Origin of the sequence: Nocardia sp. alder85J (assembly GCF_020176955.2) — a bacterium.
In the GTDB taxonomy this organism is placed as follows: Bacteria; Actinomycetota; Actinomycetes; order Mycobacteriales; family Mycobacteriaceae; genus Nocardia.
The window spans coordinates 210,448-233,788 of record NZ_JAIUCZ020000007.1 but is presented as its reverse complement, the minus strand read 5'-3'; the positions used below and the strand labels follow the sequence as shown (position 1 = coordinate 233,788).

18 protein-coding genes are annotated in these 23,341 nt (G+C 69.9%); 9 read left to right on the top strand and 9 right to left on the bottom strand.

The window, feature by feature from the left end; all coding sequences use genetic code 11:
* The first annotated feature begins 409 nt into the window (after nucleotides 1-409).
* The 3 genes from LBW94_RS26870 (at nucleotide 410) to LBW94_RS26860 (ending at nucleotide 4,596) form a co-directional block, all read left to right on the top strand.
* Nucleotides 410-2,113 (top strand): molybdopterin-dependent oxidoreductase, encoded by a 1,704-nt coding sequence (locus LBW94_RS26870; RefSeq protein WP_225054785.1) that lies wholly within the window; start codon nucleotides 410-412, stop codon nucleotides 2,111-2,113.
* A gap of 179 nt (nucleotides 2,114-2,292) precedes the next feature.
* The gene (locus tag LBW94_RS26865; RefSeq protein WP_416276954.1) at nucleotides 2,293-3,027 is read left to right on the top strand and encodes a PadR family transcriptional regulator; all 735 of its coding nucleotides are present in this window, start codon (nucleotides 2,293-2,295) and stop codon (nucleotides 3,025-3,027) included.
* Nucleotides 3,028-3,120: 93 nt separating this feature from the next.
* Nucleotides 3,121-4,596 carry a DHA2 family efflux MFS transporter permease subunit gene (locus LBW94_RS26860; RefSeq protein ID WP_225054783.1) on the top strand — a complete coding sequence of 492 codons (1,476 nt, stop codon included), beginning with the start codon at nucleotides 3,121-3,123 and terminating at the stop codon, nucleotides 4,594-4,596.
* A 129-nt stretch (nucleotides 4,597-4,725) separates the two neighbouring features.
* On the opposite strand, the gene LBW94_RS26855 is transcribed toward LBW94_RS26860, so the two are convergent.
* From LBW94_RS26855 to LBW94_RS26825, 7 genes are all read right to left on the bottom strand, one after another.
* Nucleotides 4,726-5,178 (bottom strand): PIN domain-containing protein, encoded by a 453-nt coding sequence (locus LBW94_RS26855; protein WP_225054781.1) that lies wholly within the window; start codon nucleotides 5,176-5,178, stop codon nucleotides 4,726-4,728.
* On the bottom strand, nucleotides 5,175-5,423 hold the full coding sequence (locus tag LBW94_RS26850; RefSeq protein ID WP_225054779.1) for a hypothetical protein: 249 nt from the start codon (nucleotides 5,421-5,423) through the stop codon (nucleotides 5,175-5,177). Before LBW94_RS26850 ends, LBW94_RS26855 begins: the two co-directional genes overlap by 4 nt.
* 115 nt (nucleotides 5,424-5,538) lie before the next feature.
* Entirely contained in the window at nucleotides 5,539-9,396 is a 3,858-nt protein-coding gene (locus LBW94_RS26845) for a multifunctional oxoglutarate decarboxylase/oxoglutarate dehydrogenase thiamine pyrophosphate-binding subunit/dihydrolipoyllysine-residue succinyltransferase subunit (RefSeq protein ID WP_225054777.1), read from the bottom strand.
* A 169-nt stretch (nucleotides 9,397-9,565) separates the two neighbouring features.
* A complete protein-coding gene (locus LBW94_RS26840; protein WP_225054775.1) occupies nucleotides 9,566-13,327 on the bottom strand; it encodes an ABC transporter ATP-binding protein in 3,762 nt (1,253 codons plus the stop codon).
* Between the two features lie 192 nt (nucleotides 13,328-13,519).
* Nucleotides 13,520-14,302: an ABC transporter permease gene (locus tag LBW94_RS26835; protein ID WP_225054773.1), complete on the bottom strand. Its 783-nt coding sequence runs from the start codon at nucleotides 14,300-14,302 to the stop codon at nucleotides 13,520-13,522.
* Nucleotides 14,299-15,219 (bottom strand): ATP-binding cassette domain-containing protein, encoded by a 921-nt coding sequence (locus LBW94_RS26830; protein WP_225054772.1) that lies wholly within the window; start codon nucleotides 15,217-15,219, stop codon nucleotides 14,299-14,301. Before LBW94_RS26830 ends, LBW94_RS26835 begins: the two co-directional genes overlap by 4 nt.
* Complete coding sequence (locus tag LBW94_RS26825) at nucleotides 15,216-15,917, bottom strand: hypothetical protein (RefSeq protein WP_225054770.1); 702 nt, start codon at nucleotides 15,915-15,917, stop codon at nucleotides 15,216-15,218. Before LBW94_RS26825 ends, LBW94_RS26830 begins: the two co-directional genes overlap by 4 nt.
* Nucleotides 15,918-15,979: 62 nt before the next feature.
* On the opposite strand from LBW94_RS26825, the gene LBW94_RS26820 reads away from it, so the two are divergent.
* Together LBW94_RS26820 and LBW94_RS26815 are read left to right on the top strand one after the other, a co-directional pair.
* Nucleotides 15,980-16,843: a helix-turn-helix domain-containing protein gene (locus LBW94_RS26820; RefSeq protein ID WP_225054768.1), complete on the top strand. Its 864-nt coding sequence runs from the start codon at nucleotides 15,980-15,982 to the stop codon at nucleotides 16,841-16,843.
* 4 nt (nucleotides 16,844-16,847) lie between these two features.
* Nucleotides 16,848-17,264, top strand: coding sequence for a VOC family protein (locus LBW94_RS26815; RefSeq protein WP_225054766.1), 417 nt, complete (start codon nucleotides 16,848-16,850; stop codon nucleotides 17,262-17,264).
* On the opposite strand, the gene LBW94_RS26810 is transcribed toward LBW94_RS26815, so the two are convergent.
* Nucleotides 17,240-18,304, bottom strand: a complete 1,065-nt coding sequence (locus tag LBW94_RS26810) for a glutathione S-transferase family protein (protein WP_416276962.1) — start codon at nucleotides 18,302-18,304, stop codon at nucleotides 17,240-17,242. The two genes, LBW94_RS26815 and LBW94_RS26810, sit on opposite strands and share 25 nt — an antisense overlap.
* Before the next feature lie 26 nt (nucleotides 18,305-18,330).
* Here LBW94_RS26810 and LBW94_RS26805 point away from each other — a divergent pair, with 26 nt between their 5' ends.
* Together LBW94_RS26805 and LBW94_RS26800 are read left to right on the top strand one after the other, a co-directional pair.
* Entirely contained in the window at nucleotides 18,331-19,125 is a 795-nt protein-coding gene (locus LBW94_RS26805; protein WP_225054762.1) for an enoyl-CoA hydratase/isomerase family protein, read from the top strand.
* A gap of 88 nt (nucleotides 19,126-19,213) precedes the next feature.
* Nucleotides 19,214-20,437, top strand: coding sequence for a class I adenylate-forming enzyme family protein (locus tag LBW94_RS26800; RefSeq protein ID WP_225054760.1), 1,224 nt, complete (start codon nucleotides 19,214-19,216; stop codon nucleotides 20,435-20,437).
* Nucleotides 20,438-20,441: 4 nt separating this feature from the next.
* Here the strand turns inward: LBW94_RS26800 and LBW94_RS26795 are convergent, their stop codons facing one another.
* Nucleotides 20,442-21,185: a tyrosine-protein phosphatase gene (locus tag LBW94_RS26795; protein WP_225054759.1), complete on the bottom strand. Its 744-nt coding sequence runs from the start codon at nucleotides 21,183-21,185 to the stop codon at nucleotides 20,442-20,444.
* 432 nt (nucleotides 21,186-21,617) lie between these two features.
* Here LBW94_RS26795 and LBW94_RS26790 point away from each other — a divergent pair, with 432 nt between their 5' ends.
* Nucleotides 21,618-22,094, top strand: a complete 477-nt coding sequence (locus LBW94_RS26790) for a TetR family transcriptional regulator (protein ID WP_225054757.1) — start codon at nucleotides 21,618-21,620, stop codon at nucleotides 22,092-22,094.
* A 46-nt stretch (nucleotides 22,095-22,140) separates the two neighbouring features.
* Nucleotides 22,141-23,331 carry an amino acid deaminase/aldolase gene (locus LBW94_RS26785; RefSeq protein WP_225054755.1) on the top strand — a complete coding sequence of 397 codons (1,191 nt, stop codon included), beginning with the start codon at nucleotides 22,141-22,143 and terminating at the stop codon, nucleotides 23,329-23,331.
* Nucleotides 23,332-23,341 lie beyond the last annotated feature (10 nt).

The following is a 23,341-nucleotide window of genomic DNA, read 5'->3' as shown; positions in this document are numbered from 1 at the left end:
TTCGGGTACACGATCATCACGTCCTCATCAGGCTCGAGACTGCTCTTATCAGCATTACCCGCCTTTCTGAGAGCGTGCTGGGTGAATTCCGTGTTGTGACCGAGTCCTCTTTCGATCGGGACCCGAAGGGGCGGATCGCAACCCGGGCGCGATGATCTTCCCGGCCACCCGTCACCGCGATCGGTGGTCCGAAAGATCTTCTGCGGCAATCGATTCACTCGACGTGCGGCGTCCGGCCGGAAGCCCGCGCGGGGGCCGGCCCACCGGCCGGAACCGACCGGTCGCGCGGGGTGGCCGATCCCCGCGTGTGGCAGGCGGCCCCCGGCGGCGGTGACGCGGTGGTGACGAAATCGTGACGGCGGACCGCGCGGGATCCCGGCCCGCCGCCGCCCGCAGTACGCTCGCGCCTATGGCCGAGTCTGGACTGCGGGCGGCCTGCGGTGTGGTCTCCGCGGGGCTGGCGCTGGGTGTCGCGGAGCTGGTGGCGTTGCCGATCGGAACCAGCAGCACGCCGTTGGCGGCGCTGGGCTCCAGCGTGGTGGACCTCACCCCGGACGACGTCCGGGAACAGGTGATCCAGCTGGTCGGCACCGACGACAAGCTGCTGCTGTTCGTGGTGATGGGTGTGGTCGCCTTCGTGCTGGCCATGGTGGCCGGCCGTGTGGAGCGGATGCGCCGGCCGCTGGGCAGCGCGCTGCTGGCGGCGTTCGGGGTGCTCGCGGCGCTGGCGGCGGTGACCCGCTCCGCGGCGTCGTGGACCTGGATGTTGCCGACGGTGATCGGCGTCGCGGCCGGAATCCTGGCGTTGCGCATGCTGATCCGGCGACTCGAGCTCGGAGTGCCGGTGGTGGGCGATGATTCGCGGCCGCCGGGCGTGCGCGCCCTGCCCGTGGTCTTCGGCTTCGCCGCGGGGACGGCGGCAGTGCGGCGGCGGCTGCGCGGGACGCCGCCGAGCGCCTCGGATCCGGTTGCGGCGGGAGCGGATTCGGTCGGCACACCCCCGGTCCGGGCGGGGGCGGCCACGGCGACCCTGCCCGAACCCGGGGTGGACCGGCGCACCATGCTGCGCGGTATCGCGGGCATCGGAGTGCTGGCGGTGGTGACCGGGGTCGCGGGCCGGGTGCTGGGCATCCGGGCGCACAACGTGTCCGGCGAGCGGGCGGCGGTACGGCTGCCGGCGCCGAATTCCGCGCCCCCGCCGGTGGATCCGGCCGCGGATCTGCGATTGCCCGGTCTCACTCCGTATCTCACCGCCAACAGCGACTTCTACCGCATCGACACCGCCCTGGTGGTGCCGCAGGTGAGCACCTCGACCTGGTCGCTGCGCATCCACGGCCTGGTCGATCGCGAGGTCCGCTACAGCTGGGCCGATCTGGCGAACCGCCCGGTGATGGAACGGCTGGTGACCCTGACCTGCGTCTCGAACCCGACCGGCGGCGACCTGATCGGCAACGCCCGCTGGCTGGGCTACCCGCTGGCCGATCTGATCGCCGAGGCCGGACCGCATCCGGACGCCGACATGGTGCTCTCGCGCAGCATCGACGGCTTCACCGCGGGCAGTCCGCTGGCGACGCTGCTGGACGGCCGGGACGCGATGCTGGCAATAGGGATGAACGGCGAACCGCTGCCGGTGGAGCACGGCTATCCGGCCCGGCTGGTCGTCCCCGGCCTCTACGGCTACGTCTCGGCGACCAAATGGGTGACCGAACTGGAGATCACCCGATTCGATCGCGCGGAGGCGTTCTGGACGCAGCGCGGCTGGGCGCCGCGGGGGCCGATCAAGACCGGCACCCGCATCGACACCCCCAGCGACGACGGCAAGGTGAAGCACGGCCGGACCGTGGTGGCCGGCGTGGCCTGGGCGCAGCATCGTGGCATCGACGGTGTCGAGGTGCAGATCGACAACGGGCCCTGGCAGGCCGCGCGGCTGGCCGCCGAACCGTCGATCGACACCTGGCGGCAGTGGGCGTTCGACTGGGACGCCCCCACCGGTAAGCACACCATCCGGGCCCGTGCCACCGACGGTGCCGGCGCCGTGCAGTCGGGCTCCTACAAGGACGTGCTGCCGGACGGGGCCGAGGGCTACCCGTCGATCATCGTCGACGTGGCCTGACCCCGGCTCTCCCGACACCGGCGCTGCGTCGTCGTCCGCTACCTTCCCGTGATCGCCGCCGTCCGGCGGCGACCGCGCTCACCGGAAATCGCGCTTGCCCATGCCCTATTCCGCGCCGTATATTCGGCGTGGAATATTTCTCGTGGGATATGTCCGGGGCCGGGGTTACCCTCTCCCCCGTGGCGAGTGGAACGAAAGAGGGGCCGGTGATGTCGAAGCAACCGGGTGCAACGCTGACGCCACTGGCGCTGTCCGTGCTCGCGTTGCTGGAAGAGCGTCCGATGCATCCCTACGAGATGTATCAACTGCTGCTCAGCCGACGGGAGGAGTACCTTGTCAAGATCAGGCCCGGGTCGCTCTATCACACCGTCGACCGGCTGGCCGAGCAGGAACTGGTCCGGGCCGAAGGCACCGACCGGGCCGGTAACCGGCCCGAGCGCACCACCTATCGCATCACCGCGTCGGGCACCGCAGCGCTGCGCGCCCGGCTGACCGAGATCCTCCGCAAACCGATTCGGGAGTTCCCGATCTTCCCGCTGGCTCTCTCCGAGGCGCACAACCTGCCCAAAGAGGAGGTCATCGACTTGCTCACCGAACGCATCCGCTGGCTGGAGCTGGATGTCACCGAGTTCGATGCGTTGCAGGAGTGGGCTTCGGCCCGCCGGGTGCCGCGCCGGTACTGGATGGTGCTCGAGTTCCTGCGGGTGCAGGCCCACACCGAGGCCACCTGGCTGCGCCAACTGGTCGCGGAGCTGACCGACGGCCGTCTGACCTGGCATCGGTTCGCCCCCGACGGCAAGATCCTGCCCGACCTGTCCGACGACGAGGGCATCGGTCACGACTGGGGTACCGAGGTCACCGACGACGTCCTCGCGTCGCTGAAGAAGGGCGGTGCCGGCACTGCCGACCAGTGATCGCCGGTGGCCACCGGGCCGCCGCGCGGATCTGCTCCGTCTTCCCGCCGATCGCCCCGGGCGATCGGAACATTTCGAACGGAAACGAAAGCTATGACAACACAACGTAATCCGTGGCTGGCGCTGGGTGCGCTGGTCGTCGGGTTCTTCATGATCCTGCTGGACATGACCATCGTCGCGGTGGCCAACCCGGCGATCATGACGGACCTGCACACCGACATCAGCAAGGTCATCTGGGTCACCAGCGCCTACCTGCTCGCCTACGCGGTGCCGCTGCTCATCACCGGCCGCCTCGGCGACCGCTTCGGCCCGAAGAACATCTACCTGATCGGGCTGGTCGTCTTCACCTTGTCCTCGCTGTGGTGCGGTCTGTCCAACAGCATCGAGATGCTGATCGCCGCCCGCGCGGTGCAGGGCCTCGGCGCGGCGATGATGACCCCGCAGACCATGGCCGTCATCACCCGCACCTTCCCGCCGCATCAGCGCGGCGCGGCCATGGGCGCCTGGGGCGGCGTCGCCGGCCTGGCCACCCTGGTCGGCCCGATCCTCGGCGGCGTGCTGGTCGACGGTCTGGGCTGGAACTGGATCTTCTACATCAACGTCCCGGTCGGCGTCGTCGCCTTCGCGCTGGCCTGGGTGCTGGTGCCGAAGCTCGAGACCCACGACCACAAGTTCGACCTGGTCGGCGTGGTGCTGTCGGCCGTCGGCATGCTGCTGCTGGTGTTCGGCATCCAGGAGGGCAACGACCGGCACTGGGACGCCACCATCTGGGCCATGATCATCGCCGGCGTGGTGGTGCTGGCCGTGTTCCTCTACACCCAGGCGCGCAACAAGGGTGAACCGCTGGTGCCGCTGAGCCTGTTCGGCGACCGCAACTTCGCCCTGGCCAACCTGGCGATCGCCGCGATGGGCGCCACCATGACCACCTTGATGGTGCCGGCCTACTTCTGGCTGGAGGCGGTCCGCGGCTACACCCCGTCGCAGTCGGGCCTGGTGTTCGCCCCGATGGCCGTGGCGACCGGCATCTTCGGCCCGGTCGTCGGCAAGATCTCCGACCGGATGAACCCGAGGATCCTGCCCACCACGGGCTTCGCCGTCTTCGCCACGGTGGTGTTCGTCTACTCCGCGATGATGACCCCGCACAGCCCGATCGCGGCCTTCATGATCATCGGAGTGGCCTCCGGCTTTGCCAACGCCTGCATCTGGGCCCCGCTGGCCGCCATCGCCACCCGCAACCTGCCGATCCAGCAGGCCGGCGCCGCGGCCGGCGTCTACAACACCACCCGCCAGATCGGCTCGGTGCTCGGCAGCGCCGCGATCGCCGCCCTGGTGTCGGCCCGGGTCAGCGCCCAGGGCCTGGTCACCGGCAAGATGTCCGAAGGCGCCGGCGCCCACATCCCGGCCGCCCTCGCCGGCAAGTTCAGCACCGCACTGAGCCAGTCGATGCTGCTTCCCGGCTTCATCCTGCTGATCGGCCTGGTTGCCTCCGCCGGCTTCGTCCGCAGCAAGTCCACCCAGACCGGCGCCTCCGCCCCACAGGCCGCCGTCCCGGTCGACGCGGGCCACTGAGCCGACCTCACCGCAACGGGCCCGGATGCCTCCCGCATCCGGCCCGTTTGCGTTACCGGGCGACGAACGTCTCCGCTCGAGGCGCCGCCCCGCGCCACCGCGTCGTCGTCTGGCGCTGAACGGAATCCGTCAGATCAGATCGTCCGGCAGGACACGGAATGCCTTGTGCTCGGTGAGCGGGGTCAGCGCTCGGAAATCGCGCCGATCGAGAGTCAGCACCGCATCGGTCTCGTAGTCGGCAGCCAGGGCGACCGTCACTGCGTCGGCCAAGTCCAGCCGCAGGCCGGGATGCAGTCTTCGGATCTCGTTGGCCTGGTCGAGCACATCCGGCGTGACCGCTGCGATCTCGAAGAGCTCGGTGCGAGCCTGCGCAGTCAGATCCGCCACCATGTGGATGGCTGTCCGAGATCCCAGCGCGCGTCGGCCGACATGATCGATCTCCGCCAGTACCAGTGGTGATATCACCACCAGACCCGCCTCTTCGAGTACTCGATACGCGACATCGCTTTCGGGTGAGGACGTGTCGAATGCCGCGATCAGTCCTGACGTGTCGGCGATGACAATGCCGAGAGGCAGCGTCAACGGCGATCCGCATCGTCACCGAATCCGTCGGCGAGGTAGTCGTCCACTCGCCCGGCCAGTCCGGGATCACCGCTCGCGAAACGCCGCAGCCGCAACGGCTCCGAACGACGGCGAAGTCGCTGCGCGGCAAGATGAATCGCATTCCGGATGATTTCGGCCTCGCTGACTTCGCTGTTGGCGGCGGCCTCCTTGATGACCGCCAGATCGCCGGCGTCCGCGTAGACCATGGTTCGTTTCAACGACATATGAGTATTGTGGCATATATGTCGGCCGAGGCCGGACCTCGACCGACCACGGAAACGGACCCCGGGCCGGGTCGCTCGGTGAGCGACCCGGCCCGGGGTGGTGCGATGTGCGGGATCAGGCGGTCGGGGCGAAGGCCTCGCCGATGATCTCCGCCTGCTCCACGGCGTGCACCTTGCCGGAGCCCGAGGAGGGGGCCGACATGGCGCGCCGGGAGATGCGGCGCAGTTTGCCGAAGCGCTCCGGGAGGATCTCCGGGAGGTTCAGGCCGAAGAAGGGCCAGGCGCCCTGGTTGGCCGGTTCCTCCTGCACCCACACCAGATCGGTGGCGTTGGGGTAGGTGGCCAGCTTCTCGTTGAGGCGGTACGACGGGATCGGGTACAGCTGCTCGATCCGGATGATCGCCACATCGTCGCGGTTCTTCTTGGCCTTGTCGGCGGCCAGCTCGTAGTAGAGCTTGCCCGAGGTGAGCAGGATGCGCTTCACCTTCGTGCGGTCGCCGTCGCCGCTCTCGTAGGTCGGCTCCTCGAGCACCGAGCGGAACTTGTTGTCGGTGAAGTCCTCGATATCGGAGACCACGGCCTTGTTGCGCAGCATCGACTTCGGGGTGAAGACGATCAGCGGGCGGCGGATGCCGTCGAGCACGTGCCGGCGCAGCAGGTGGAAGTAGTTCGACGGGGTGGACGGGACCGCCACCGTCATCGAACCCTCGGCGCACAGCATCAGGAAGCGCTCGATGCGGCCGGAGGTGTGGTCCGGGCCCTGGCCCTCGTGGCCGTGCGGCAGCAGCAGCACGACCTCCGACAGCTGGCCCCACTTGGCCTCACCGGAGGAGATGAACTCGTCGATGATCGACTGGGCGCCGTTGACGAAGTCACCGAACTGCGCCTCCCAGAGCACCAGCGCTTCCGGATTGCCCAGGGAGTAGCCGTATTCGAAGCCGACCGCGGCATATTCGGACAGCGCCGAATCGTGCACCGCGAACCAGCCCGGGTTGGCGCTGCCGATGTTGTGCAGCGGGGTGTACTCGGCGCCGGTCTTGCGGTCGATGACCACCGAATGCCGCTGCGAGAAGGTGCCGCGGCGGGAGTCCTGACCGGTCAGGCGCACCGCGCGACCCTCGTCGACCAGGGTGCCGAACGCCAGCAGCTCGCCGAACGCCCAGTCCACCTTGCCCTCGTAGGACATCTCGCGGCGCTTCTCCAGTACCGGCTTCACGCGCGGATGCACGGCGAAGCCCTCGGGCACGTTCAGGAACGCGTCGCCGATGCGCTGCAACACGGTCTTGTCGACGGCGGTGACGACCGTGGTCGGCACGGTCTGCTCCGTCTCGACCGAGTGGCTCGGGGCCGGCGGGTACTTCTCCAGCTCGCGGACCTCGTTGAACACCCGCTCCAGCTGACCCTGGTAGTCCCGTAGCGCGTCCTCGGCCTCCTTCATGGAGATGTCACCACGGCCGATCAGGGCCTCGGTGTAGGACTTGCGGACGCTGCGCTTGGTGTCGATGACGTCGTACATGTACGGCTGCGTCATAGACGGGTCGTCACCCTCGTTGTGGCCGCGACGGCGGTAGCAGATCAGGTCGATGACGACGTCCTTGTGGAACTGCTCGCGGAAGTCGACCGCCAGCTGCGCCACCCAGACGCACGCCTCCGGATCGTCGCCGTTGACGTGGAACACCGGCGCGCCGATGAACTTGGCGATATCGGTGGAGTACTCGGTGGACCGGCTGTTCTCCGGCGCGGTGGTGAAGCCGATCTGGTTGTTCACCACGATGTGCACCGTGCCGCCGACCCGGTAGCCGCGCAGGCCACCCAGGTTCAGCGTCTCGGCGACCACACCCTGACCGGCGAAGGCCGCGTCACCGTGCAGCATCATCGGCACGACCGAGAAGGTGCGCGCCTCCTCGCCCTTGGTGATCAGGTCTTCCTTGGTGAGCAGGTCCTGCTTGGCGCGGACCAGACCCTCCACGACCGGGTCGACCGCCTCCAGATGCGACGGGTTCGCGGTCAGTGACACCTTGATGTCGTTGTCGCCGAACATCTGGATGTAGGTGCCCTCGGCGCCCAGGTGGTACTTCACGTCGCCAGAGCCGTGCGCGGCGGCCGGGTTCATGTTGCCCTCGAACTCGGTGAAGATCTGCGAGTAGGGCTTGCCGACGATATTGGCCAGCACGTTCAGCCGGCCGCGGTGCGGCATGCCGATGACGACCTCGTCGAGCGCGTGCTCGGCGCACTGGTCGATGACCGCGTCCATCATCGGGATGGTGGACTCGGCGCCCTCCAGCGAGAACCGCTTCTGGCCGACGTACTTGGTCTGCAGGAAGGTCTCGAACGCCTCGGCCGCGTTCAGCCGCGACAGGATGTACTTCTGCTGGGCGACGGTCGGCTTGTCGTGCTTCTGCTCGACCCGATCCTGGATCCACTTGCGCTGCTCGGGATCGAGGATGTGGGTGTACTCGACACCCACGTGCCGGCAGTAGGCATCACGCAGGATGGACAGGACGTCGCGTAGCTTCATCCGCTCCTGGTTGTGGAAACCGGCCACGTTGAACTCGCGGTCCAGGTCCCACAGGGTCAGACCGTGCTGGGTGACGTCCAGGTCCGGATGGCTGCGAAACTTGTCCTTGACCAGCCGCAGCGGATCGGTGTCGGCCATCAGGTGGCCGCGGTCGCGGTAGGCGGTGATCATCTCCTGGACGCGCACGCTCTTGTCGACGCCGCGTTCCTTGATGTCCTTGCGCCAGCGCACCGGCTCGTACGGCACGCCCATGGTGTGGAAGACGTCGTCGTAGAACTCGTCGGCGATCAACAGCTGGTGAATCGTGCGCAGGAAGTCGCCGGACTCCGCGCCCTGGATGATGCGATGGTCGTAGGTCGACGTCAGCGTCATCAGCTTGCCGATGCCGATCTGGGCCAGCTGCTCGTCGCTCATGCCCTGGAACTCGGCCGGGTACTCCATCGCGCCGGCGCCGACGATCGCGCCCTGACCCGGCATCAGCCGCGGCACCGAATGGTTGGTGCCGATGGTGCCGGGGTTGGTCAGCGAGATGGTGACGCCGGTGAAGTCCTCGGTGCCGAGTTTGCCGTCGCGGGCGCGGCGGACGATGTCCTCGTAGGCCGAGTGGAACTGGCCGAAGGTCATGGTCTCGGTGTTCTTGATGGCCGCGACCACGAGCGTGCGGCTGCCGTTCTTACCCGGCAGGTCGATGGCCAGGCCCAGATTGGTGTGGGCCGGGGTGACGGCGTTCGGCTTCCCGTCGATCTCGGTGAAGTGCCGGTTCATATTGGGGAACGCCTTCACCGCCTGCACGATGGCGTAGCCCAGCAGATGGGTGAAGGAGATCTTGCCGCCGCGGGTGCGGGCCAGATGGTTGTTGATGACCAGCCGGTTGTCGATCATCAGCTTGGCCGGGATGGCCCGGACGCTGGTGGCGGTGGGGATGGTCAGCGAGGCCGACATGTTCTTCACGATGGCCGCGGCCGGGCCGCGCAGCACCTGCGACTGATCGGCGGCGGGCTCGGCGGGCTTCGGGGCCGTGGTCGGCGCGGCGGCCGCGGCGGGCTGCGTGGTACGCGCCTGCGGCGGCGCGGCGGCGGTCGACGCCGGCGCGGCGATCTTCGGGGCGGGCACGGGCGACGCGGCGGGCTTCGGGGTCGCGGGCGCGGCAGCAGGCGCGGCGGGCTTCGGGGTCGCGGGCGCGGCGGCAGGGGCGGGAACGGAGGCGGCGGGCGCAGCAGCGGGCGCCGGGGCCGGAGCCGGGACGGGCGCGGCGGTCGCCGGGGCGGCGACGGCGGACTGCCCGTTGGCCGTGGTTTCGGCCGTCGCGTCCGGGGTGTAGTCGGCCAGAAATTCGTGCCAGCTCTCGTCGACGGACGACGGGTCCTGTTTGTACCTCTGGTACATCTCGTCGACGAGCCACTGGTTCTGTCCGAACTGGGATGTTGAGCTGCTCACAGCAGGTGTTCGCCTCATTTCGTTCTTCGCGCTGCGACGTTTGTGACGTGCTCGGCACGGGTAATCGGCATGCTGCGCGCCGATGCGCCCTTCTGAGGATAGGCCCAGCCCCGAGTCCGAGAGGTCATCGCCCACTGGATGGACCCAGCCCCACAGATGACGACTCGTCCGTAGATGAGAATATTCCTCACCCTTGATGTGCGGCATACCACATACGGGAATAGCCACCGCCCGCAGCCAGAAGTTCATCGTGGGTACCCATTTCGGCGATCCGGCCCCGTTCGACGACGGCGATCCGATCGGCCCGCGCGGCGGTCGCCAGCCGGTGCGCCACGATCACCGAGGTCCGCCCGCGCATCACGGAACGGCCCGCTGCCAGCACCTTTTCCTCGGTGTCCGGGTCCAGCACCGCGGTCGCCTCGTCGAGCAGCAGCAGGTCCGGGTCGACCAGTTCGGCCCGGGCCAGCGCGATCAGCTGCCGCTGACCGGCCGACAGCCCGCGACCACCCTCGCCGACCGGGTGCCGCATCCCCGCCGGCAGCCCGGCGATCAGCTCCAGCGCACCCACCGCCTCGGCCGCCCGCTCGATCTCCGTCCTGGTCGCGGCCGGTTTCCCGAAGGCGATATTGCTCGCGACATCGCCGCTGAACAGATGTGCTTCCTGGGGCACCATGCCCAGCCGGGCTCGGTAGTCGGCGAGCCGGTAGTCCCGGATGTCGGTTCCGGCGACACGAATCACACCCGGGCCCGTACCGGTATGACTCGGATCGGCCTCCGTGGCGTGCGGCAGGTCGTACAGCCGGGCCAGCAGCTTCACGATGGTCGACTTGCCCGCACCGGTCGCGCCGACCAGCGCGAGACTGGTTCCACTCGGGATGTGTAGTGAAACATCATCCAGGGCAATGGCTTTCGCATCGGTATACCGGAAGTGAACGGTGTCGAAATCGACCTCGGCCCGCAGCCGCTCGCCGAGCGGGACGGGCTGCGCCGGATCGGCCGCGATCGAGGACGGTGTGCGCAACAGCGCCGCGATCCGCTGCAAACCCACTCGGGCCTGCTGATATCCGTCGAACACCTGCGACAGTTGCAGGATCGGGCTGAACAGCAGGCTCAGGTACAGCACGAACGCCACCAGCGTCCCGGCCGTCGTCGTGCCGTGCGCCACCGCACGCGCGCCGACGTACACGACCGCCGCCTGGGCCAGATCCGCCCAGGCGATCACGAACGCGAAATACAGCGCGATCGCCCGCTGCGCACGCAACCGGCTGTGCCGATACCCGTCGGAATACCCGGCGAACCGCCGTCCCGCCGCGGCCTCGTTGCGATACGCCTGGGTGGCCCGCAGCCCGGCCACGTTCTCCTGGAAATCGGCGTTCACCGTCGCCACCCGCTCCCGCGACTGCGAATAGGCGGCTGCCGACACCCGCCGGAACACCAGCGTCGCCGCGATCAGCGGCGGCAACGTCGCCAGCACCACCAGCGCCAGTTCGGTATCGATGACCAGCAGCGCCACCGCGATCCCGACCGCGGTGACCACGCTGATCAGCGCCGTACTCAACCCGGTCTGCAAGAACGTGGACAACGCGTCGATGTCCGTGGTCATCCGGGTCATGATGCGCCCGGACAGCTCGCGCTCGTAGTAGTCCAGCCCCAGCCGTTGCAGATGGGCGTAGCTGCGCACCCGCAGCCCGTACAGCACCCGCTCGCCACCGCGCGCCGACAGCACCGTCCCCGCCGACTCGTCCGCCCAGCTCAACGCCACCAGCACGGCCCCCGCCGCCGCGGCCAGCGCCAGCGTTCCGGCACTGCCCGCGGCCACCCCGTGATCCAGCGCGAACCGGGTGAGCGCCGGGAACGCCACCCCGATCACCCCGTCGACGGCCAGCAACGCCACCACCGCCACCAGCAACCAGCGCACCGGCCGCAGCAACCGGACCAGCCGGAACCGCGGATCGGCCTGCTCGAGCTCCCGGTCGTCCAGCCCCGGCACCTCCGCCGCCGACGGCAGCCGACCCAGCATCTCCCGGATCTCCGGCGGCACGTCCACCGAATATTCGGCCGCCTGAGTGCGCACCGCCGAGCCGTCGGGGCCGGTGCTCGTGCCGCTCGTCGGCGCGGCGGCCGGCATCTCCGGAAGATATTGCAGTGCAAGGACTTCCGGTGCCATCGCGATCGCCTGTTCACCGGAGGCGAGCGGCTGGAGCGCCGGTGCTGATTCCGCCGGTGCGGGCGCAGCCGGGTCGGGCGGCTGCTCGTCCCAGAGGTCACCGGTGCCGGTGGTCAGCGGTGCGGGCAGTCGGATGACCCGGTCGGCGTGGGCGAGGGTGGATTCGCGGTGGGCCAGGATCACGGTGGTGCGGCCCGCGCGGGCGGGTAGCGCGTCGAAGATCGCGGCCTCGGTGACCGCGTCGACGGCCGAGGTGGCGTCGTCGAGGATCAGGATGCGCGGGTTGGCCAGCAGGGCGCGGGCCAGGGCGAGGCGCTGGCGCTGGCCGCCGGACAGGGTCAGGCCGCGTTCGCCGACGACGGTGTCGTACCCGTCGGGCAGTTCGCTGATGAACTCGTCCGCGGCGGCCTGTTTCGCGGCGCGGCGGATCTCGTCGGCGGTGGCGTCGGGGTGGCCGAGCGCGATATTGGCGGCGATGGTGTCGGAGAACAGGAACGGGTCGTCGAAGGCCACCCCGACCGCCGCACGCAAGGCGCCGGCCCGCACCTCGGCGATGTCGACCGCGTCGTCGGCGCCGCGCAGCACGATCCGTCCGCTGTCGGGCCGGTAGAACCGCGGCAGCAGCAGCGCCAGCGTCGATTTACCGGAACCGGCCGGGCCGATGATCGCGACCGTCTCACCGGGCCGCACAGTCAGGTCGAAATGCCGCAGCACCGGCCGGTCCGGGTCGAAACCGAAGGTGACCGCTTCCAGGTCGATACCCAGCGGGCCGTCCGGCAGGGCGCGGGGCGCGGGCGGATCGATGGTGTCCGGCGCCTCGTCGATCACCTGGTAGACCCGTTCGGCGGCAGCCCGGGTCAGCTGGGCCATCACGACCACCGTCGACACCAGCCGGGTGTTGGACGACAGCATGGTCACGTACGCGGCGAAGGCGAGGAAGGTGCCGATGCCGATACCGCCGTGCAGCGCCAGCAGCCCGCCCAGCCCGATCACCGCGACCAGCCCGGCCTGCGGGATGGCGGTCACCGTCGGCGCCATCCGCGCGTCGATGCGGGCCGCCCGCATCCGTTCGCCGTAGAGGACGCGGCCGTGCTGTTCCAGCACCCGCACCATCCGGGCCTCCTGGCCGAAGCCCTTCACCACCCGCACCCCGGTGACGGTCTCCTCGACGTGCTGGGCCAGTTCGGCGGCCCGCTGCTGTGCCGACCAGGTCGCCGCGTGCACCCGCGGCCGGATCCGGTACACCACGACCGCGATGGCCGGCACCGTCAGCAGCGCCACCACCGCCAGCAGCGGCGACAACACCAGCATCACGACGGCCGCCAGCAGCGACATGAACACCGACATGCCCGCCAGCGGCGCCATCGCCAGCAGACCCTGCACCAGTTGCAGATCGCTGATCGACCGGGACACCACCTGACCGGTCCGCAGCCCGTCCTGCCGCGGTCCGTCGTAGCGGTGCAGGGCGGTCAGCAGATCCACCCGCATCGTGTGCTGCACGTTCAGCGCCAGCCGACCGGCCAGCCACCGCCGCCCGTACGAGGTCGTGAACCGGACCACCGCCAGCAACGCGAGGACTCCCGCGAGCACGCCGATGATCCGCACGTTGCCCGCGCGAGCGTTGTCCAATGCCTGTTTGGCCGCCAGCGGCGCCGCCACCTCCGCCACGGCTCCCGCCGCGAGCGATGCCGCGACCCCCGCGAGCAGCCCTGGTTGTGCCCGGCACGCCGACCACAACCGCCGAATCCACCCCTGGTCTGTCTGCGCCTGAATCTCACTCATTCCGATTCGACAGTACCGACCCCCACCGACAGCCCAGCAGGTGCCGACCCGCACGGTCGCTGCCACAGCAGGAACCCGGGTTGGGTCACTCGTCGCCGACCCGCTACGGCGGTGCTCATCGAGAGCCGGTCGCGCCGACCGACTGTCGGGCAGCGTCGTTCATCGCGCCGACCGACTGTCGGGCAGCGTCGTTCACAGGTCGCGACGCCGCACGTACCACCAGGCCCCCGCGCACACCCCGGCCGTCCACAGCACCAGCACCACCGCCGATGCCGCGCTGGGTGCGAGGAAATGGGTTTTCGGGAACGAGCCGTTCATCACCGCGCCGACGGTTGCCGACAGCGGGAACAGCACCGCGAATCCGGGAACGCCGACGAAGCGGGCGACGTACCAGATCGCGGGCTCGGCGATCAGCGGCCACAGGATCAAGGTGAGGACGGCCGGACCGGGGGAGCGGAACAGCAGGCCCAGGGCCGCGCCGAGCAGACTCCAGCACACGACGGCGAGCAGCCCGCCGCCGAACACCGACAGCAGCCGCACCCCGAATTCGATCCGGTGCCGTCCGGCGGCGAGCAGCCCGAGCAGCGCCCCGACCTCGACCGACACCCCGAGCAACAACGAATAGGCCGCGGTCACACCGAGTTTCGCGCCCATGAGCAGATCGCGATCGGGGGTGAACACCGCGGTCAGCGCGAGACTGTGGTGCCGGTACTCGTCGCCGGCGGCGAGCGCGGCGAAGATCGCCGCCGCCGCGAGGGTCACGAACAGCGCCACGTAGAACCCGGCGCTGGCGGTGCCGGTGGCCAGGGTCTCGTGCGGTTGCGGTCCGTTGCCGCGCAGCGCGAACCCGCCGCCGGCCAGCAGCCCGAGCACCGCGGCGACCGGCACGGCCTGCCGGGCGACGCGGGAGGCGGTGAGCTTGCGGAGCTCGACGGTCGCGGCGCGCTCGATCTCCACCGGCACAGTGAGGTTCATCGTGGCATTCCGTACGGGCTCGTCGGGACGGGGGGAACCGACACCGGCATACCGCGGGTGAGCGCGGCCAGCACCCGATCCGGGTGCACGGGTTCGGGAACGAGCTCGGTCAGCTGCACCCGGGCGGCGAGGGCGGCGTTCTCGATGTCCTTGCGGCCGGCCTCGGCGACCGCCAACCGGCCGTCGGAGCGCATCACCGTATCGGTGAAACCGTAGGCGGCCAGCGCCGTGGCCAGCGCGATCGGACTGGAGGCGCCGACGATCAGCCGGTCGGGATGGCTGCGGCGCAGTTTGCGCGGGGTGCCCTCGTACACCACCGCACCCTCGCTCAGCACGATCAACTGGTCGGCGATCGGCACCACCGCGGCCAGACTCTGCGCGGTGAGCACCGCGGTGCCGCCGCGGCGGAGGTATCCGCGCAACAGTTCGGCCAGCCAGGTGCGGTCGGCGGCCTCGAGCCCGTCGAACGGGTCGTCGAGCACCAGCACCGGCGGATCGCCCAGCAGGGCGATCGCGACCGCGAGCCGGGTCTGCTGGGCCGTGGAGAGCGTGCGCACACGCTGCGGCGCGAGCTCGGCCAGCCCGGTCCGGGCCAGCAGCGCGTCGACCTGCTCGTCGGGGGCACCGGCGGCCCCGGCGTAGATGCGCAGCTGACCACGCACGGTGCTGCCCGGCTGCACGCCGCGCGGATCCAGTACCGCTCCCGCCCGGCCCACGATCGTGCGGCTGCCCGAGGTGGGCGTCACGAGACCCAGCAGGAGCCCGACGACGGTGGACTTGCCGGCGCTCTCCGGCCCGACGAGCGCGGTGACGGATCCGGTCGGCACGGTGAAACTCACCTCGTGCACCGCGATCGTGGTCTCGAAATGCTTGGTCAGGCGGGTGGCGGTGACCGCGGGCGGGCGGGAACGGCTCATCGCGGATCGTCCAGCACCGGCAGCGGATCGGCATCGATGACGGTCGGCCGCGGAAAGCCAGCCGGGGCGGGCCCGAATGCCTTGCGCGCGTTGTCGATCGTGCGCCGGCCCAGCGCGCGGTTGCCGAACCCGCCGATGGCCGCGCCGATTCCGGCCGGAATCACCTTGCCGACCATCAGTGCGCTGCGTTTGGCCAGGAACTGCACCACGAATCGCTTCAGCAGCGAGTCGTTCATCGCGCTGATCCCGGGAATCTTGGTGGCCAGCAGGTCGCCCCAGTTCTTGGCGGTACGCCCGACGTTCTTCTCCACGATCTGCATGCCGCTCTCGCCCAGCACCACCGCGAGCACCAGCGCACGCCGGCGTTCGGCATCGTCGGGGGCGATGCCGTGCACCGCGGCCACGGCGAGGGTGAACAGCGCCGACGCCTCCAGGAAGAAGGCCGTCTCCGCGCTCATCGCCGCCAGCGCGGTGAAGGTGCCCACGCCGGGGACCGCGGCGGTGGCGCCGACGGCGGTGCCGCTGGTGGTGACGGTGGTGAGGTACTGCCGCTCCAGCCGCCCGACGATCTGGGCCGGACTCTCCGCGGGGTGAGCGCGTCGTAGCCGCTCGACATACTTGGCGACCGCCGGCGCCTGTAGCTGGGACGCATTGTCCAGCCCCGACACCACGGCCTTCTCCAAGCCGGCCTTGTACATGGCAACCCCTCTCGTGCGGTGCGCTCCCGAAACTCTATCGGGATCCGGCGACACTTTCCGTGATGCCCACGGCCGCCTACGGTGAACCTGTGTGCGGCACCTCCGAGGGAGCCAGGGGATTGCCCCATCCGCGGCTGCGGCGCTACGTCCGCGGCTACGACGGCTACCTGCTGCGCGGCTTCGAACCGGGCGTGCACATCGGGATGCCGTCGACCACGCTGACGGTGATCGTGACCATCGACGAGCCGATCGACATGCCGCTCTCGCCGCATCCGGCCCAGCCCGCCGGCCGCTGGAACGCCCTGGCCAGCGGGCTGACCACCCGTCCGGCGCTGATCGCGCACCGCGGATATCAGCACGGTGTGCAGCTGGCGCTGACCCCGCTGGGCTCGCGGGCGCTGTTCGGCCGGCCCGCCGCCGAACTCGGCTCGTGGCTGGTGGACCTCACCGACCTGCTGGGTGCGCGGGCGGTGGAACTGCGGGAACGGCTCGCGGCCACCGGCGACTGGGCCCGCCGGTTCGCGGTGCTGGACGAGATCCTGCTGCGGCGTGTCGACGACATCGAGCTCGACCCGAACCTGCACTGCGCGTGGCGGCTGCTCACCGATCCGGCACGGCGTCGCCCGGTCGCCGCCGTGGCCGACGAAATAGGTTGGAGCAGAAGGAATCTCGCTATCAGATTCGGTTCGGAATTCGGCATCACCCCGAAGGACGCCGACCGGCTGACCCGGTTCGAACGCTCACACCTGCTGCTGCGCCGCCCGGGTGCGGCCATCGCCGCGGTGGCGGCCGCGGCCGGTTACTACGACCAGGCCCACATGGCCAGGGAGTGGCGTGAGATGGCGGGCCTGCCACCGTCGCGGTGGCTGGCCCGGGAGAGCTTCCCATTCGTCCAAGACCATGACACCGACCCGGTGAAAGGCTGACGACATGACCGAGAACCCGAGCACCACCACCGTGACGGCCCCGCTGTGGCCGTCCTTCGTCTATCGCGACGCGCCCGCCGCGATCGCCTTCCTGGAAACCGCGTTCGGCTTCGTGCAGCGGGCCCGCTACGGCGACGGCGACACCGTCGACCACGCCGAACTGGCCTGGCCGGGTGGCGGCGGCATCATGCTCGGCTCCGTGCGCGAGGGCATGTCCTTGAAACAACTGCCACCGGGCACCGGCTCGGTGTACATCGTCGTCGACAACCCCGACGAACTGTATGCGCGCGCACGAGCGGCCGGCGCCACCATCACCGGTGAGCTCCGCGACGAGGACTACGGCTCCCGCGGCTTCACCTGCCGTGACCCCGAAGGGGTGTACTGGAGCTTCGGCACCTACGGCGGCGTCGGCCCGGCCTGAGCCGCTCGCCGGGATCTCGTTGTGGCAGTGATCTGTTCGCCGGGCACCCACTCCGGCACCGGCGGCGGGCCGGGCGGGGTGCCGTCACCGAAGGGCTTCCCGCCCAGGGCTTCCCGGCCGTGCGGGGTGTGCCAGCCGGAGAGGTCGGGGCCCTTGGGGACGATCCCGGTCGGGTTGATGCCGGTGTGCACCACGTAGTAGTGCTCTTTGATCTGCGGGAAGTCGACGGTGTCGCCGAAACCGGGGGTCTGGAACAGATCTCGCGCGTAGGCCCACAGCACCGGCAGCTCGACGAGCTTCTCGCGATTGCACTTGAAATGCCCGTGGTACACCGCGTCGAAGCGGACCAGCGTGGTGAACAGCCGGACGTCCGCCTCGGTGATGGCCTCGCCCACCAGGTAGCGGCGGCTGGTGAGCCGCTCCGACAGCTGGTCCAGCGCGGTGAACAGCCGGTCGTAGGCGGCCTCGTACGCCTGCTGCCCGCCGGCGAAACCGCAACGGTAGACCCCGTTGTTGACCTCGCTGTAGACCAGCCGGTTCACCTCGTCGATCTCGTCGCGCAGCGCGTCCGGGTACAGGTCGGGGGCGCCGGGCCGGTGGTGGGCGGTCCACTCGGTGGTGAAGTCCAGGGTCATCTGCGCATAGTCGTTGGTGACCACCTCGCCGGTCGGCACCTCGACGATCGCGGGCACCGTGATGCCGCGCGGATAGTCGGGGAAGCGGGCCAGATAGGCGTCGCGCAGGAAATGGATGCCGAGGACCGGATCGACCTCGCCCGGGTCCAGATCGAAGGTCCAGCTGCGTTGGTCGTGGGTCGGCCCGCACAACCCCAGCGACAGCGCGTCCTCCAGCCCGAGCAGTCGCCGGACGATCAGGGTCCGGTTGGCCCAGGGACAGGCGCGCGCCGCCACCAGCCGATATCGGCCCGGCTCGACCGGATAGCCGTCGCGGCCGTCGGCGGTGATCCGGGTGGTGATGTAGTTGGTGTCGCGCGTGAACGCGCCGCTTCCCGAACTCTCCACCCGGCCAGTCTGGCAGATCGGGCGCCTCCCGCTAGATTCGCGGCATGAGCGAAACCAAACCCACTCGGCTGGAGCGCATCGAGACGCCGACCGGCGCCGAGGTGGCGGTGATCAGCGTCGATCACCCGCCGCTGAACCTGTTCGACAAGGCACTGCTCGACGCGCTCGCCGCCGACATCGCGGAACTGACCGCGGCGCCGCCGCGCGCGGTGCTGCTGCGCGCGGACGGCAAGGTGGTCTCGGGCGGGGTCGACGTGCACGTCTTCGAGGGATTGAGCACGGCCGAGGGCGCGCAGCTGTGGCGCACCCTGTTCGCGGGGATCGTGCATCCGCTGGAGGCGCTGCCCTGTCCGGTGGTGTTCGCCGCGCACGGGCTCACCCTCACCGCGGCCTTCGAGATCGCGCTGGCCTGCGACATCATCCTGGCCGCGCCGAAGGCGAAGTTCGGGCTGGTGGAGACGGTGGTCGGGCTGACCCCCTCGATGGGCGGCCCGCAGCGGCTGGCCGAGCGCGCCGGTTCCGGCCGGGCCCGGGAGCTGGTGATGACCGGCGATCTCTACGACGCGGCGACACTGGCCGACTGGGGTGTGGTCAATGCCGTGCACGACGACGTCGACACCGTCGCCCGCAGTCTGGTGCAGCGCCTGGCCGACGGTCCCACCCGGGCCCACGCCGCCACCAAGCGGATCGTGGGTGCCTGGCGTTCCGGTGGTGTGGCACAGGCGGATTCGGTGACCCTGGAGGTCTCCGGCGAGCTGTTCGGCACCGACGACCTGCGCGGTGCGGTACAGAGTTTCCTGACCGACGGTCCGGGAAAGGCCACCTACACCGGACGGTGACACGGTGTTTACCTGACTATGCCGACATAGCTGTGATCTGCGTCATATAGTCACAGGTGCCGCCACATCGAGGCACTCGGAGGGACGCATGTCGCACTTGTTGGTGGAGTACCCCGCGTCGCGAAATCCATGGTGTGACAACCCTCTTGCCCGCGGCGCCGACGGGGTCCTGCGCTACGGCAACCTCAATCCCGCCGTCACCGAACTGCTCGATGTGCAGGTGCACGCCTTCGGCAACCGGGAGGCCGTGGTGGAGATCGGCGGCCCCCGGCTGACCTACCGGCAGCTGTGGCACTCGGCCTCCCGGATCGCCGGCGGGTTGCAGGAGCGCGGCATCGGCTACGGCGACCGGGTCGCGGTCCGGATGCCGGTGGGTGCGCGCTGGGTGCGCGCCTTCCTCGGTGCGCTGCTGTCCGGCGCGGTGCCGGTGCCGGTGCACGACGGCCTGCCCGACGATGTTGCCGCGCAAGTGCTCTCGGACAGCTGCGCGGATTTCGTGCTGGAGGCCACCGGAACCCTCCCGGACGGCGCCGCCTACATCGACGACGGTGCCTCACTGTCCGAGCTGGCGCTGCTGTGTTACACCTCCCGCAGCGCGTCGGACGCCCCGAAGGGGGTGGAGCTGACCAACGAGAACCTGCTGTCGGCCATCCGCTCGGTGGTGGGCGCGCTGGACCTGCCCACCGACGGACTGCGCAATCTGGTGCTGCTGCCGCTGGCGCACGCGGGCGGATGCGTGGACCAGTTGCTGCCGACCTTCGCCGTGGGCGGCACGGTGGTGCTCGCTCCAGATCCCGCCCGTGCCGCGGAAGCCATTGTGGCCGAACGGATCGATCAAGTGTCGGCGACACGTCGAATCTTCGCCGGACTGCTCTCGGAACTGGCCGGACTGCGGGCCGAGGGGGTGCGTCAGATCTGTACCGCCGGGCGGCGGCCCGAAGCGCCGGGCGCCGCCGCCGAACCCGTCACGACCGCGCTGCGCGAGGTGTTCCCGCTGGCCCGGCAGTGGTCTGTCTGGGGCGCCACCGAGACCAGCGGTATCGGGCTGGCGACCGTCGACGGCGCCCTGCCCGGCGCGGAGGTCCTCGGATTCCCTTTCGGCGGAACCGAACTGGCACTGTGGGGGCCGGGCGCCGAGGGCGGTCAGGGTGAACTGCTCTGTCGCGGACCGAATGTCACCCGCCGGTACTGGCAGGACCCGGAGGCGACCGAATCCCGGTTCACCGGAACCTGGTTCCACACCGGCAATCAGGTCCGCATCGACGGCACCGGCCTGGTGCGCACCGCGCCGGTGCCGGAACCGCTGGGCTGACAGCTCATTCCAGCAGCCGGGTGCGCAGTCCGGTCCGCAGTTCCGGGGTGAGGCCGATGGCCGCCAGATAACCGTCCAGATCGCCGTAGTTGTCGTGCATGGACGCCGTTGCGGCGGCGAGATACTCGGCGCTGACCCCGAGCACCTCCGGCGGCAGTTCCGCGCGCCCGTTCCGGACGACGTCCTGGCGCAGCGCGTCGACGGCGGCGTTGCTGCGCAGGTAGTCCGCCACCGTCTCGGCCTCGATCACGCCGACCGCGCGCAGCAGGGTGGCGATGGCCCAGCCGGTGCGGTCCTTGCCCGCGGCGCAGTGCACCAGCACCGCGCCGTCGCCGCGGACCACCGATTCGGCGATCGCGGTGATGGCCGCACCGGCCGGTGGCATCAGCGGGAAGGCCCGGTACACGTCGTGCATCCCCTGCCGGGCGTCGACGGGGGCGACCTCCATCTCGTGCGGCGGGGTGCGGCCGAGTTCCGGATCGAACGGTGACACCACCAGGCGCACCTCGTCCGGCAGCGCGTCCGCGCCCAGATGTTCGATCTCCAGCAGGCCGCGGAGGTCGAACACGGTGGCGACGCCGAGCTCCCGCAGGGTGGCGTGCCCGTCGGCGTCGACCCGGCCCAGTTGCGCCGAGCGCAGCAGCACGCCGCCGCGCACCTTGGCGCCGTCGGCGGCCCGCAGCCCGCCGACATCGCGGAAGTTGAACGTGCCGGAGATGAGGAACTGATCGTGTTGCGCGCTGCTCACCAATCCAGGCTAGGTGCCTGGCGGTGTCGCCCGGGTGTCGTTCCCCGGAACAGTGGAGTAGCGGGTCGCCAGCGATGGTGGTATGTGTTCTGCATCACATGGTCGGTCGTACCCGCATGGTAGAGTGCGCGCTTTTCATACGATTGTCCAGGTGACGGCGAGGGATGCGATCGTGCGAGTCGGTATCTCGTCTCCGGTCGGTCGCGGCAGCGTACCGAATGGGTAACAAAACATTCTTACGGTCTGTTACCGGGATCGATCCTGGTCACGAATCCAGAAAAATCGTTAACATTGGTGGATGGTGAACGGGTCGGCCGGGTTGGCGACCGGGGCGGTCGAAGACGATCAGCGCCCGTCGCCTGGGACGCGCAGGAAAGCCAGTGCTTCGCAAGAGGTCAGCGCGCGAGAGTTGTCCGCCCGAGGGAGTCGTCGTTGAGTGCAAGCAGGGAAGTGATCGCCAGGCCTCGGCCGGCGATCGAAGAGGCGGTCGAGAAGGCGGCCGAAGCACTCGAATTCTCCGGTACGAGGGCGCTGCGGGTGTTGCTGCACGCCGGCGTGAGTGCATTCTGGCCGACGATCATCGACGCCCCGGAGAAGCAGATCCGTGGCTACGAATCCACGATCGCCGCGCTGCGGCGGCGCTGGGAGAATCGCGGCAGTTGTTTCGCGGATCCGGCCATCACGGCCCGGTTCCGGGAGATGGATGCCGAGGCTGTGGCATTTCTGAACATGTGTGCGGACCGGTCGGCCACCCAGTGGCTGGAGCCCGCCGAGTCGATCGCCGCCTACTCGATGTCGGTGCTCCAGGGCGCGGTCCTGCGCTGGCTGGCCACCAACGACGAGGAGACGATGCTGGTCGTGTTCGACGATCTGGTGACGTGCCTGTCGGGCAAGGCCATCGACCTGTAGACCGCGCCGTCCGCATAACTGGACGATTGACCAGTTTCATGATTCAGTGGGATCCGTGACAGACGCGTCCACGATCGCCGGCCTGCACGCGGCGACCGCCGAGCTGGATCCGCCGCTGGCCGCGCTCGACCTCAGCGCACTGCGCGCCAATGCCGCGGATCTGGTGCGCCGCGCGAACGGGGTGCCGATCCGGGTGGCGAGCAAGTCGGTGCGCTGTCGCGCAGTCCTCGCCGAGGTGCTCGGCCCGGAGCTGACCGCCGCCGGTGGTTTCGCCGGCATCATGGGCTATTCGCTGCCGGAAGCGATCTGGCTGGTCCGCCAGGGCGCCCGCGACGTGCTGCTGGGCTATCCCACCGTGCACCGCGCCGCACTGGCCGAACTCGGCGCCGATCCCGTGCTGCTCGCCTCGATCACGCTGATGATCGATGACGTCGCGCAACTGGAGCTGATCCGCGCGGCACTGGGCACGGCCCGGGTGCGGCCGCGGGTGTGCGTGGACGTCGACGCCTCCCTGCGGATCGGCCGACTGCACCTCGGGGTGCGCCGATCCCCGATCCGCACCCCCGAACAGGCCGAGCGACTGGCCCGCGCGGCTTGCGAGCGCGGCTTCGACGTCGTCGGCGTGATGACCTACGAGGCTCAGATCGCCGGGTTGCCCGATACCAATCCCGCGGTCCGGCTGGTCAAGCGCGCCTCCGCGGCCGAGATCGGCGCCCGCCGCCGGCTGGTGCTGGACGCGGTGCGGTCGGTGACCGGCCCGCTGGCGATCGTCAACAGCGGCGGCAGCGGTTCGGTCGAGGTCAGCGTGTCCGCTCCCGAGGTGACCGAGGTGACCGCCGGCTCCGGCCTGTACGCGCCCACCCTGTTCGACGGCTACCGCAGCTTCCATCCGCGCCCGGCGCTGTTCTTCGCGCAGCCGGTGCTGCGGCAACCCGCCCCGGGCATCGCCACCGTCTACTCCGGCGGGTACATCGCCTCCGGCCCGGCGGGCGCGTCGCGGGTGCCGAAGCCGGTGTGGCCCAGGGCCTTGCAGCTCATCGGCACCGAGGGCGCGGGAGAGGTGCAGACACCGCTGCGCAACGCGGGAGCGCTGACCACCATCGGCGACCGGGTGTGGTTCCGGCACGCCAAGGCCGGTGAGCTCTGCGAACGCTTCGACACCGTGCACCTCGTCGGCGCCGGCGGCGCCCGCACCCCGGTGCCGACCTATCGCGGCGAGGGCCGCAATTTCGGCTGATACCGGCCGG